Annotated in this window: 12 protein-coding genes and 1 pseudogene; 4 read left to right on the top strand and 9 right to left on the bottom strand. The window is 62.0% G+C overall.

Going from position 1 to position 12,619, the window contains the following annotated elements; translation table 11 throughout:
* Positions 1–72 precede the first annotated feature (72 nt).
* Together QM694_RS00530 and QM694_RS00525 are read left to right on the top strand one after the other, a co-directional pair.
* Positions 73–1,314 carry a cysteine desulfurase-like protein gene (locus tag QM694_RS00530; protein WP_415005005.1) on the top strand — a complete coding sequence of 414 codons (1,242 nt, stop codon included), beginning with the start codon at positions 73–75 and terminating at the stop codon, positions 1,312–1,314.
* 2 nt (positions 1,315–1,316) lie between these two features.
* Positions 1,317–2,246, top strand: a complete 930-nt coding sequence (locus QM694_RS00525) for a Gfo/Idh/MocA family protein (protein ID WP_415005004.1) — start codon at positions 1,317–1,319, stop codon at positions 2,244–2,246.
* Here the strand turns inward: QM694_RS00525 and QM694_RS00520 are convergent.
* From QM694_RS00520 to QM694_RS00490, 7 genes and pseudogenes are all read right to left on the bottom strand, one after another.
* Positions 2,243–2,587: an AAA family ATPase gene (locus tag QM694_RS00520; protein ID WP_415005003.1), complete on the bottom strand. Its 345-nt coding sequence runs from the start codon at positions 2,585–2,587 to the stop codon at positions 2,243–2,245. The two genes, QM694_RS00525 and QM694_RS00520, sit on opposite strands and share 4 nt — an antisense overlap.
* Positions 2,502–3,005, bottom strand: coding sequence for an AAA family ATPase (locus tag QM694_RS00515; RefSeq protein WP_415005002.1), 504 nt, complete (start codon positions 3,003–3,005; stop codon positions 2,502–2,504). The genes QM694_RS00520 and QM694_RS00515 overlap by 86 nt, the downstream gene beginning before the upstream one ends.
* Positions 3,006–3,065: 60 nt before the next feature.
* Positions 3,066–4,079, bottom strand: a complete 1,014-nt coding sequence (gene bmt / locus QM694_RS00510; RefSeq protein WP_415005001.1) for a betaine--homocysteine S-methyltransferase — start codon at positions 4,077–4,079, stop codon at positions 3,066–3,068.
* 51 nt (positions 4,080–4,130) lie between these two features.
* Positions 4,131–4,949 (bottom strand): MBL fold metallo-hydrolase, encoded by an 819-nt coding sequence (locus QM694_RS00505; protein ID WP_415005000.1) that lies wholly within the window; start codon positions 4,947–4,949, stop codon positions 4,131–4,133.
* Complete coding sequence (locus QM694_RS00500; RefSeq protein ID WP_415004999.1) at positions 4,949–5,878, bottom strand: dimethyl sulfoxide reductase anchor subunit family protein; 930 nt, start codon at positions 5,876–5,878, stop codon at positions 4,949–4,951. The genes QM694_RS00505 and QM694_RS00500 overlap by 1 nt, the downstream gene beginning before the upstream one ends.
* A 2-nt stretch (positions 5,879–5,880) precedes the next feature.
* Positions 5,881–6,679: pseudogene (locus QM694_RS00495) on the bottom strand (4Fe-4S dicluster domain-containing protein).
* A gap of 88 nt (positions 6,680–6,767) precedes the next feature.
* On the bottom strand, positions 6,768–9,605 hold the full coding sequence (locus tag QM694_RS00490) for a molybdopterin oxidoreductase family protein (protein ID WP_415004998.1): 2,838 nt from the start codon (positions 9,603–9,605) through the stop codon (positions 6,768–6,770).
* A 90-nt stretch (positions 9,606–9,695) separates the two neighbouring features.
* Here QM694_RS00490 and QM694_RS00485 point away from each other — a divergent pair, with 90 nt between their 5' ends.
* Complete coding sequence (locus QM694_RS00485; RefSeq protein ID WP_415004997.1) at positions 9,696–11,162, top strand: PLP-dependent aminotransferase family protein; 1,467 nt, start codon at positions 9,696–9,698, stop codon at positions 11,160–11,162.
* A gap of 13 nt (positions 11,163–11,175) precedes the next feature.
* Complete coding sequence (locus QM694_RS00480) at positions 11,176–12,111, top strand: DMT family transporter (protein ID WP_415004996.1); 936 nt, start codon at positions 11,176–11,178, stop codon at positions 12,109–12,111.
* On the opposite strand, the gene QM694_RS00475 is transcribed toward QM694_RS00480, so the two are convergent.
* Together QM694_RS00475 and QM694_RS00470 are read right to left on the bottom strand one after the other, a co-directional pair.
* A complete protein-coding gene (locus QM694_RS00475; RefSeq protein WP_415004995.1) occupies positions 12,108–12,272 on the bottom strand; it encodes an Lrp/AsnC ligand binding domain-containing protein in 165 nt (54 codons plus the stop codon). The two genes, QM694_RS00480 and QM694_RS00475, sit on opposite strands and share 4 nt — an antisense overlap.
* Complete coding sequence (locus QM694_RS00470; RefSeq protein ID WP_415004994.1) at positions 12,232–12,579, bottom strand: Lrp/AsnC family transcriptional regulator; 348 nt, start codon at positions 12,577–12,579, stop codon at positions 12,232–12,234. Before QM694_RS00470 ends, QM694_RS00475 begins: the two co-directional genes overlap by 41 nt.
* Positions 12,580–12,619 lie beyond the last annotated feature (40 nt).

Here is a 12,619-nt window from a genome sequence, read left to right as displayed (position 1 = left end):
AAGCGACGGTTAAGGCATGAGCATGGGCCTCGACTGATGAGCCTGTTTCACCCCACACCGGATTTTTTCGCAATGCCCAGAAGTTTCGATGCCGCGCTGGTGCGCGAGCAGTTCCCCGCCCTTCACCTGACCGACAATGGCGCCCCCCGCGTCTATTTCGACAACCCGGCGGGAACCCAGGTGCCGCAGCGGGTGATTGACCGGACGGTGGATTGCCTGGTGGCGAAGAACGCCAATCTGGGCGGCTATTTCTCCACCACCGAAGCGGCAGGCGCCTTGGTGGACGAGGCGCATCAGGCGGTCGCCGATTTTTACAATGCGCCCAGCGCCCGCGAAATCGTCTTCGGCCAGAACATGACGACGCTAACTTTCCACATGTCGCGCTGCCTCGGAAAGAAATTCAGGAAGGGCGACGAGATCGTCTTGTCGCGCATGGACCATGACGCCAACGTATCGCCCTGGCTGCTGCTGGCAGACGACCTCGGGCTGGTGGTGAAGTGGCTGGATTTCGATACCGGCACCTATGAATTCCCCGAAGACGCCCTGACCAGGGTGCTGTCGGACAGGACGAAGCTGGTGGCTTTTGGCGCGGCTTCCAACTGCACCGGCACGGTGAACGACATGAAGGGCTTTGCGGCGCAAGCAAAAGCGACAGGCGCGCTCGTCTATGTGGATGCGGTACAGTTCGCGCCCCACTACGCGATCGACGTGCAGGATATCGGCGCCGACATTCTCGTCTCCTCGGCTTACAAATGGTTCGGGCCGCATCAGGGCATTCTATGGGGCCGCGAGGCGCTGCTGGAAGAAACCTTCGGCTACAAGCTGAGGCCCGCCGGCAATGACCTGCCGCACAAGTTTGAAACCGGTACGCTGAGCCATGAGGGCATGGCGGGCTGCCTTGGCGCCATCGAATATCTGGAACAGTTCGGCGAAGGGCCGACGCGCGTGGCGAAGCTCAAATCCGCCTGGGCCACGCTGGCCGAGTATGAGCAGGCGTTGACGCTCAGGCTCATCGAGGGGCTCAAGACTTTCAAGGGCCTCACCATCCGCGGCATCACCTCGGCCAACGCCATGCACCGCCGGGTGCCCACCGTCTCCTTCACGCTGGAGGGCCATGATCCCGCCAGCCTCGCCAAATCATTCGCGCGGGAAAATATTTTTGTGTGGTCCGGGCACAATTACGCCATCGAACCCGTTGGGCGCATGGGGCTGATGGACAAGGGCGGCGTGCTGCGCATCGGCCTCGCCCACTACAACACGGCGGCGGAAGTGGATCAGCTTCTCTCCAGCCTCACCCGCATCACCAGGGGATAAACATGGCTTACAGACTCGGCATCATCGGACTGGGCAAGATCGCGCAGGACCAGCACCTGCCCTGCGTGGCGAAGAACGGCGACTTTGAATTGGCCGCCGTTGTTTCCTCGCGCGGGCCATACAAGGACGTGCCGAGTTTCAAGACGCCGGAAGAGCTGTTCGCCAGCAAGGTGAAGCTCGATGCCGTGTCGCTCTGCATGCCGCCCGAGCCGCGCTTCGACATTGCGCGGAAAGCTCTGGATGCCGGGCTGCATCTGCTGCTCGAAAAGCCCCCCACTCCCACCATGGGTGAGATCGAGGCGCTGATCCAGTATGCGGAAGCCAAGAACCGCATCCTCTTCACCACCTGGCATTCGCAATACAATGCCGCTGTTGATGATGCGAAGAAGCTAATGGCGGGCAAGAAGATCAGCAAGGTGCATGTGAGCTGGAAGGAAGATGTGCGGCACTGGCATCCCGGCCAGGAATGGATCTGGGAGCCGGGCGGCTTCGGCGTGTTCGATCCCGGCATCAATGCCTTCTCCATCGTGACCAAGATCATGCCGGAGCCGATCTTCGTCACCGAGTCGGTTCTCGAAGTGCCGTCGAACCGCGCCACACCGATTGCCGCCAAAATCAGCTTCAAGCCGTCCAGCGGCCACGAGGCCGACTACAGCGCCGAACTCGACTGGCGGCAGACGGGCGAGCAGAGTTGGAACATCGATGTCGAGATTTCAGGCGGGCCGAAGCTGGCGCTGCGCAAAGGCGGCACGGAGCTTTATATCGATGGCGCGCTGAAGGTGGCCGAGCCATCGCAGGAATATGAGGCGATCTACGCGCATTTCTCCAAGCTGCTGAAATCCGGCAGCACCCACGCTGATGCAGCACCCCTGCGCCTTGTTTCCGACTGTTTCATGCTGGGGCGGCAGGTGGCAACGGAGGCCTTCGTTTAACCATCATCAAGGAGCTGGGACACGATCTGCTCGTGGCGGTTGAGAAAATTGCGGGTGACTTGGAAATGTTCGGTATCCTGATAGCTGACCCGTTCCAGGCCGTGTTTCGTCAACTGGTATATCCAGGCACCGGGATAGGCCATCAGGATCGGCGAGTGTGTCGCGATGATAAACTGGCTGTCCTGTTGAACCAGATCATGCATCCGCACCAGCATGGACATCTGCCGCGAAGGCGATAGCGCAGCCTCGGGTTCGTCAAAGATGTAGAGCCCTTTCCCCTTCAGCCTGCTTTCGAGAAGGGCAAAAAAAGATTCGCCATGCGACTGTTTGTGGAGGGACATGCCGCCATAGCTCTCGATAATGCGTGGCGAGGGCACCTGTTCGGCGTCGAGCGTCTCGATATTCGTTGCGAGATTGAAATAGCTTTCGGCGCGCAGGAAAAATCCATCCCTCGCGCGTTTGATGCCTTTCGTCAGCCTCAACGCGCTGTGAAGAGGCGAATGAGAACTCGTGGGTGCCGAAATTAAAATTCTTTGAGCCGCCCTCGGCGTTGAAGCCCCAGGCGATGGCCAGCGCTTCGATCAGCGTCGATTTTCCGGAACCATTTTCGCCAACCAGAAAGGTAACAGTCGGGCTGAACACCAATTCATGCGACTTTGCCACGGCAGGTAACGCATAGGGATAGACCGAGCGGTCCTTGACCCGCTCCCACATCACTTCCGCCTTCAGCAGGTAATGCCTTGCCTCGAACGCCTTCATGCCCCGCCTCTGCCTGCCCTGTTCTCAAAAGGCAAGCAGCGGAACATGAGACGGTAAAGCTCAGCCCCGGCGCCGTTCGCGGCGGGCCGCGCCGGCGGCGGCCTTGTCCACGCCTTTGGCGAGTTCCGACACCGGGCCGAGACGAGCCTCGATCACCTCGACCGTCGGGCGTTCGCCTTTGGTGTAGGATTCGAGCGATTTCCGCATGGCGGCGAGATGCTCCGGGCTGGTGCCACAGCAGCCGCCGATAATCTTGGCCCCCGCATCAAAGGCGATCCGCGCATAATCGGCCATCAGTTCCGGCGTGCCGGTATAATGGATATGGCCATCGACATATTGCGGAATGCCGCAATTGCCCTTGGCGACCACGGCGGCATCGGGGCGCGCTTCGCTGATGCCAAGCACCGTTGCCACCAGTTCCGATGCGCCCACGCCGCAATTGGCGCCGATCGCAACGGGCTGCGTTTCAAGCGAGGCGGTGAGCGCGCCGAAGGCCTTGGGCGTGATGCCCATCATGGTGCGGCCATTGGTATCGAAGCTCATGGTGGTGACGATGGGCAGGCCCACCCTGGATGCGCCCTCGACCGCCGCGCGGAGTTCCTCCTCCGACGACATGGTTTCGATCCACAGCACGTCCACGCCGCCCTCTTTCAGGGCCTTTGCCTGTTCCTCGAAGGCGGCCACGCCCTCTTCATGCGACAGCGCGCCGACAGGCTGAAAAATTTCGCCCGTGGGACCGATGGAGCCGCCGACATAGACCGGGCGGCCCGCCGCATCGGCCTCGGCGCGGGCGAGCTTCGCCGCCGCCACATTCACCTCGCGCACCTGATCCTGCAGATTGTGCAGCTTCAGCCGGTGGCGGTTGCCGCCGAATGTGTTGGTGAGGATGATATCCGCACCTGCTGCCACGAATTGCCCGTGCAGCGCGCGGACGCGATCCGGGTGCTCGAAGTTCCACAACTCCGGCGCGTCGCCCGACATCAGGCCCATCTGGAAATAATTGGTGCCGGTCGCGCCATCGGCCAGAAGCCAGGGACGGGTGGCGAGCGCTTCGGTGAAGGACGGACGTGTCATGGTTGCCTCGGATGAAGGGAGAGGAAATATAAAGAAGTCTTTATATGAAATTCAAGGGGCTTGCCAAGCGGCAAATGCCGGTTTCCACGTCAAGAGCCACATGCGGCTATTGACGGGCCATTCGGCGGGTGTGCCGCCTTCCGCCTTGAGGCGGGTGAGGCTTTGGGCCAGATCGGCCACATCTCCAAGTCCCAGCACGGGTGCCCGATGCTCGCCATTCTCATCCGGCTTTCCATGTGCGCAAAGCAGCCGCACGTCCTTGTCCAGCAGCGGCAGCAGGCGCTCCGCCGTGTCGAGATAGGCGGCCAAATCAGCGCCGGGAATCTGAGCATAGAGGGGGCCGGGATAGAGGAAATCCGCCGCCAGCATGATCTTCGCATCACGGTCGAGCAGCGACACCGACTCCGGCGAATGGCCGGGCGTATGCAGAAGCTCCAGCACCCGACCGCCGAGATCGATCTTCATGCCGATGGGCCACCAGCGCGCAACGCGCATCGGCTTCCACACCATGCCTTCGCGGAAGCCGCGGAACAGATCGTCGGAGGCGTGCAGCACGTCACCCTTCATGCAGGCGCGGAGTTCGGGAAGATCGGCCAGCGCCACATCGTCAAAGAGATGCAGGTTTCCGGTATGGTCGAAATGCAGATGCGAGGGCAGCACGGTGAGCGGCTTTTTTGTAAGCGCCTTCACGGGCACCGAAATGTCGCGCACGCCGGGGCCGGTATCAAACAAGAGCGCACGGTCCCTGCCCTCCACCAGATAGTTCCAGTTGATCTGGTGAAAGCGCGGTTCGCCAATTGCCGTGACGCCCGGCGCAATTTCTTCGAGAACGAACCAGTCATCGAACCAGCGCACGCCGGGAGCAAGCATCAGGCAGCCTCCGCGCCATAATAGAGCGACACGACATGCTGCGCTTCCGCGAAGAACAGCCATCGTTCAACAGCCGCAGCGGCCAGCGCCAGCGGCACCGACAGCAACGAAATGACGGGCGCCAGAAGGCTGAGCAGGATCACCATGAGCGCCGCCGCCATCAGCAACACCACCAGCAGGCGGAGTTTCTGCGCATGGCGGCGCGCCACCACATAACCCATCTCCTTCATGATGAAATTGGTGGCGGTGTGCGGCACTTCCCATTGAGAGACCTTGCCGATGCGGCCAAGCCCCGTCGCCTCGCCCATGGTGCGGGTGCGCGGGGCCTGGTCAATCGCGCGCCAGTAGAGCAGCTTCACGATCATCGCCGCCACAAGAGCGGTGGCCGTGAAGATGACCTGAAAAATCTGGAAGCGGCCGAACACCGTGGCAATCGCCGTCATCAGAGCCGCCCCGGTGGCAAGGCCGAACAGCAGATAGACCGCCACCGTCCATCCATTGGACCACGCGCGGATGGTCTTGAGCGACGCATAAATCATTGCCGTGCACACCACGGTTGCCGCGCAGAGCAGCGCCGTGAGGATACCGAGCGGGGCGATCCACTGCGGTGCAGACACAAGCCCGGACCACACCAGCCCGAACAGCAGCGCCGGCCCATAGGTGATGACCGACATCACGCCCTCGCGCGACAGCCATGAACTCCGCCATTGCGAGAAGGCACGCCAAGCCCGCTCCGGATGGCCAAGGTGAAAGGTGGACGAGAGGAGTCCGACGGTGATGAGCCCCAATGCGATGACCATGGCGGTGAGCGCGAACGCCATGGTGGAGGCCTGCCCGTGATTGAACCCCACCAGCCCCAGCAACGCCAGAAGCCCATAGCCCGCCCCCGATGCGGTGGTGAAGAGAATGACGGAATAGGCGGGATGCATGCTCAGCCTTCGAGCTTTCCGGAATGATCGGCGTCATTGTAGCCCGCCTGCGCCTGCCCGCGCGATAAAATCCTGTCAGCCCAGGCGAACAACCGGTCGAAGCTCGAGCCATCCCCCTTCGGCAGGGATTCGCGCGCCGAGGTCGCGGCATCGCGCCGTGGCCGGGGCGGCAAATATTTGTTGGTGGGCTTGTAGCCCATCTCCGGAAAAAGATCATAGCCGCCGCGCTCAGCCACCAGCTTCGAGACCTTCGAAGTCCTTATCGCCCAGATCGCCGAAGTGACGCGCACCCGTGGGGCACGCCTTCACGCAAGCGGGAATACGGTCTTCCTCGGCAAAATTGTCATTGTAGATGCGGTCGACGCAGAGCGTGCATTTCTTCATCACGCCTTGCGTGTAATCATATTCGCGCGCGCCGTATGGGCAGGCCCAGGAGCACAGCTTGCAGCCGATGCAGGTTTCGGGGTTCACCAGCACGATGCCATCCTCGGCGCGCTTGTAGGATGCGCCGGTGGGGCACACCGTCACGCAGGCCGGCGTCTCGCAGTGAAGGCACGAGCGCGGGAAATGCACGATGCGCGATTGATCGTGGCCCTCCTCCTTCACTTCATAGCCGTGGATGCGGTTCAGCCACACGCCGGACGGATCGGCGTCATAGGGCTTCTCATCGGTGAGCGGGGCGGAATAGCCTTGCGTGTTCCATTCCTTGCACGATGTGGCGCAGGCCTGGCAGCCCACGCAGGTGTCGAGGTCGATCACCAGCCCGAGTTTTTTCTGCGTCTGCGCGGGAAGCGAGGTCATGGCTCAATACCATAATCTCCTTCTCCCCCTGCGGGAGAAGGTCCGGCGAAGCCGGGGATGAGGGGTCGCGCTGACCTCAACCACCCCCTCATCCGGCGCTCCGCGCCACCTTCCCCCGCGAGGGGGGAAGGGTAAGTTTTTTCAGCCGCGGGAATTGCGGTTCGCTGTGGGGTGACTGATCGGCGGCTTTCTCGATGCGGACTTTCAGATCATACCACGCCGCCTGCCCCGTGATGGGATCGCTGTTGGAATAGCGGTATCCGCCTTCGCGTTCGGGCAGCAATTCGGAAATGAGATGATTGAGCAGGAAGCCCTTCTGCGATTCCGGCGCGTTGGCCGCAAGGCCCCAGGCATTGGAGCGCTTGCCGATGGCATTCCACGTCCACACGGTTTCGGGGTTCTGTCCGTCCATCAACCGCGCCTGCGCCTTGATCTCCCCGTGATGCGAGGTAACGGTCACCCAGTCCCCATCGGCGATGCCCTTGGCCTCAGCCGTCGGGCGCGCGATATAGAGCCAGTTGCGGCCCAGGATTTGCCTCAGCCAGGCATTCTGCGAACCCCAGGAGTGATACATCGCCATCGGCCGCTGGGTGACGGCGTGGAGTGGATATTCGCCCTGCTCCACCATCTCGCCCTCAAACGGCGCGTACCAGAAGGGAATGGGATCGAAATGCGCCGCGATCCGCGTGCGATGCTCCGCAGGCGGAACAACCTTGCCATGGCCCTTGGCCGCCAGCTGGAACTTCTGCAGCGGCTCGCAATAAAGCTGGTGGATCACCGGATCTGGCTTGCCGATGAAGCCCATCATCGTCGCCCAGTCGAGATAGGCCCAGTTCACATGGCGGTAATATTTCATGTGATCGGGCAGTTCATAAAACCAGTGGCAGCCGTTCTCGATGTAATGTTTGAGTTGGTCGGGGTTCGGCGTGCCGCGCCCCATGGCCTTACCGTTGGGTCCGCGATAGCCGGCCAGGGGCCCGATGCCCGGCGCCCGTTCATGATTGACGATATAATCCGGATACCCGCCGGGATAGCGCGGCGTGCCATCGGTGCGCGTCATGCCGGGAAGGCCAAGTCTGGCGCCCAGATCGAGCAGCACCGTCTGGAACGGTCGCACGTCGCGCTCGGGCTCGACCACCGGCTGGCGGATGGAATCGGCCGGGCCATCGGCTTCAGAAATCGGCCGGTCCAGCATCGAGATGCAATCCCAGCGCTCGAGATAGGTGGTGTCCGGCAGGATCAAGTCGGCGTACTGCACCATCTCGGATGAATAGGAATCCGAGTAGACGATCTTCGGGATCGTATAGCTGCCGTCCGGCTCTTTCTGCGTGAGATAGCGGATGGTGTCCGGCACGTTCATCGCCGAATTCCAGCTCATGTTGGCCATGTACATGAACAGGACGTCGATGCCGTAAGGGTCTTTCTTCGCCGCATTGGTGATGACCATGTGCATCATGCCATGGGCGGCGATCGGCGCGTCCCAGCTATAGGCCTTGTCGAGGCGCTGCGGCTTGCCGTTCTCGCAAATGAGCAAATCCTCAGGCGACGTCACGAAGCCAAGCGGCGGCCCGGGCAGCGGCGTATTGGGCTTCACCTGCCCCGGCTTTCCGGCGGGCTTGACGCCGGGAGGCGGCGGCTTGGGAAACGGCGTCTTGTAGCGGAAGCCGCCCGGCACATCGATGGTGCCGAGAAGGATTTGCAAGAGATGAATGGTGCGGCAGGTCTGGAAGCCGTTGGCATGGGCTGAGATGCCGCGCATGGCATGCATGGAGACGGGGCGGCCCACCATCCTGTCATGATGGCGGCCGGCATAATCCGTCCACGGAACATTGAACTCGATCTGCTGCTCGAAGGCGGTGCGCGCCAGCTCGGCGGCGATACGGCGGATCGTATCGGCGGGAACGCCGCACCCCTCCGCCACCTTCTCCGGCGACCATTCGGGTTTGAGAAAGCGCTCGGCAATCAACTGGAAACTCGTCACCACGCGCCGCCCATCGGGCAGCTTGAAGCGGCCCATCAGCCTGGGTTCCGCATCGGGCGAAAGTGCCGGCATGGGCGAGCGGGAATGACCGTCCCACACCATGGCGGAGCCCTGCGCCGTGCGGGCGAACAGCCCGTCATCAGCCCCGCCCGGATTTTCGATCACCAGCCACGGCGCATTGGTGTAGCGCAAAAGATATTCGCCATCGATCTTCTGCGCCGACAAGAGTTCGTGAATCAGCGCGCCGACGAACAATCCGTCCGTGCCCGGACGAATGCCCACCCATTCATCGGCGATCGCAGAATAGCCGGTGCGGATGGGATTGATGGAGACGATCTTGGCGCCGCGCGCCTTGAGTTTCCCCAGCCCCGCCTTGATGGGGTTGGAGCCGTGATCCTCCGCCACGCCGAAGAGCAGGAAATATTTGGTGTGCTTCCAGTCCGGCTCGCCGAACTCCCAGAACGCGCCGCCGAAGGTATAAAGCCCCGCCGCCGCCATGTTGACCGAGCAGAAGCCGCCATGCGCGGCATAGTTTGGCGTGCCGAACTGCGTGGCCCACCAGCCGGTGAGGCCCTGGCTCTGGTCGCGGCCGGTGAAGAAGGCGAGCTTCTTGGGATCGCTGTTGCGCACTTCCGAAAGCCAAAGCGTGGCGGTGCGCAGCGCCTCCTCCCACTCCACCTCGCGGAATTCGCCCGAGCCCCGCTCGCCCACGCGCATCAGCGGCTTGGAGAGACGCGCGGGAGAATAGTGCTGCTTGATGCCGGCGGCACCCTTGCCGCAGATCACCCCCTTGTTGACGGGATGATCACGGTTGCCTTCGATATATTTGACGGTGCCGTCCTTCAGATAGACTTTGATGCCGCAGCGGCACGCGCACATGTAGCATGTGGTCGTCTTGATCTCGTCCCAGGTCTTGATCGAGGTGGCGACAACGGGTTCTGACATGGCGGCCTTTGGAAGCACGATTCAACCCTACCTTACAAGCCACATTGGCACTATGATAGGTCCAGAAAGGGCGTTCACAGGGGCCAAATCTTGCGCGAGTGGCTGGTTCATATCCGGCGCGGCGAATATTCGAGTCTGCAGACACAGATCCGCGAGGCGCTGGTTTCCGCCATCCTCGACGGGCAATTGAGCCGCGAAGAGCCGATCCCTTCCACCCGCAAGATGGCGAAGACGCTGGGCGTCTCGCGCAACACCGTGGTGCTGGCCTATCAGGGGCTGCTCGATGACGGCTATCTGATGGCCCGCGAACGCTCCGGCTATTACGTTGCCGACAAGGCTTTGGAGAGCGTGGCGGTGCAGAAGCTTACCGGCAAGCCCAAGCCGGTGAAGGACCGCGTCGATTGGGAACGCCGCCTCACGCAATCGCCCGCCGCGCAGGAGAATGTAACAAAGCCGCTGGACTGGCAGAGCTACGAGTTTCCCTTCATCTATGGGCAGGTGGACCACACGCTGTTCCCGCTGGCCGAATGGCGCGATTGCGCCAGGCAGGCGCTGGGCAAGAAATGGCTGGGAAGCTGGACCAATGACACCTGGGCCTCGGATGATCCGCTGCTCGTCGAACAGATCCGCCGCCGGATCCTGCCGCGCCGCGGCATCATGGCGAATGACGATGAAATCCTGATCACCCTCGGCGCCCAGAATGCGCTTTACCTGCTCACCAGCCTGCTCGTTGATTCATCGACACGCGTGGCGATGGAGGAGCCAGGCTATCCCGATGTGCGCAATATCTTCCGTTTGCGGACCAATCACGTGGCGCTGGCGCCTGTCGATGAGAAAGGCCTGACGCTCGGTGAGGCGCTCAATTCATCGCAGCTTGTATTCACAACACCCAGCCACCAGTTTCCCACCACCGTCACCATGCCGCTGGAGCGCCGCATGGAGCTGCTGCGCCGCGCCTCGGAAAAGAACTTCATCATCATCGAGGATGATTATGAGTTCGAAACCAATTACGTGAACGAGCCCTGCCCGGCGCTCAAGTCGCTCGATGACGAGGGCCGCGTCGTCTATGTGGGCTCTTTGTCGAAGACGCTGTTTCCGGGCCTGAGGCTTGGCTTCATGGTGGGGCCTAAAAAGTTGATCGCCGAAGCCCGCGCGCTGCGCCGCCTGATGGTGCGGCATGCCCCAAACAACAACCAGCGCACGGCGGCGCTGTTTCTCTCGCTCGGCCATCACGACACGCTGATCCGCCGCCTGCACCGCGCCTATCGCGCGCGCTGGGAGGTGATGGGCGAGGCGCTGAACACATATATGCCCAAGGCCAGCCGCAACCCCAGCTTTGGCGGCACCAGCTTCTGGGTGAAGGGGCCAGCCCATATCGACAGCGATACTCTGGGCCGCGCCGCCGCCGTCAGAGGAATCCTGATCGAACCGGGGCGCATCGATTTCGGCGTGCAGAACCCGCCACGCAATTTCTTCCGCCTCGCCTTTTCCTCAATCGATGAAAAGAAGATCGAGCCGGGCATCCGCCGCCTCGCCGATGTGATCGCCGAACAGTAGCGCAGCACGCCCCATGACAAAGTCAAAGCGCGACAATCCCGCCCTCGCCATCACCTGCGCGCTCATTGCCGTGGGACTCGCTTCGACGCAGGATGCAATCACCAAGTCCATGTCCGGAAGCTACTCGGCTTACGAGACGGTGATGTTCCGCTGCATCGGATCGCTGCCGGTTCTGCTGGTGCTGTTGTGGCGGAGCGGCGGTTTCGCGCAACTCGCAACGCCGCAACTCGGCAGCGTGATCCTGCGCTCCGCTCTGCTGTGCCTTGGCTATTTCTGCTTCGTGCTGGCCATTGCCGCCATGCCCATCGCCGATGCGGTGGCGATCTATTTCACCATGCCTTTCTTCGTTGCGGGGCTGGCCGGGCCACTCCTGGGCGAGCGCGTGCGGCCGCACCGCTGGCTGGCGATTGCCGCAGCCTTCATCGGCATGCTCATCATGGTGAGGCCGGGTGCGGGCGTGTTCGAGCCTGCCTCGCTGTTCGCGCTGCTTTCAGCCCTTTCCTATGCGGTGGGCCAGATGATGGGGCGGCCGATCGCGCAAACCGTGTCGCTGCCTTCGATCGCCATGTGGCAGAACGTCATCTATTTCGCCGCCGCCGCGCTGATGGCGCTGTTTTTCAACAGCATCGAGATGCCGGTCTTTACGCACAAGAGCATGGTGTTTCTCTCCCGCCCCTGGGTGTGGCCTGATCTCCGGGACATGGCGATCTTCCTCGGCAATGGCGTGCTGGCCGCCTTCGCCATGGTGTTCTTCGCCTCCGCCTACAAGCACGCGGAATCAAGCTTCGTCGCGCCCTTTGAATATTCCGGCATGATCTGGGCGGTGACCTATGGCTATTTCATCTTCGGCGATTTTCCGGGCGCCGCCACCTGGACCGGCGGCGCCATCGTCATCATCACCGGCATCCTGATGATCCTGCGCGACCGGCAACTGGACCGGGCGATCTAGCCGACCGGATAGCCCGCCCACGGTTTGATGGTGCGGAGCGCCAGGGCAGACTGGATGCGCTGCACGCCGGGCAGGCGGGAAATCTTGCCGCGGTGGATGCGCTCATAATCCGCCGCATCCTCAGCCACCACGCGGAGCAGATAATCGAACTGCCCGCTCATCAGATGGCATTCGAGAAATCTCCGGCACCCGCTGCACCCCCTTTTCGAATTTCTCAAACGCCTCCTCGGTCTGCGCGGTAAGCGACACCTCGACGAAAAACTCGTTCGCAAAGCCCAGCGTGGCGCGGTCAAGGCTGGCAAAGTAACCGAGGATCGCGCCCTTCTCTTCCAGTAGTTTTACCCGCCGGTGACAGGCGGAGGGCGAAAGCCTGGCCTTCGCGGCCAGTTCGGCAATCGGCTGCTGGGCGTTCTTCTGCAGCTCCGACAGGATGATTTTGTCTGTCTTATCCAATTCTTCGAATTTCATCCGGATTTCCTATCATATCTTCGGATAAAATTCCAATGCT

The sequence above is a fragment of the Aestuariivirga sp. genome (assembly GCF_047602625.1).
GTDB lineage: Bacteria > Pseudomonadota > Alphaproteobacteria > Rhizobiales > Aestuariivirgaceae > Aestuariivirga.
This window is presented reverse-complemented; position numbering and strand designations above follow the sequence as displayed.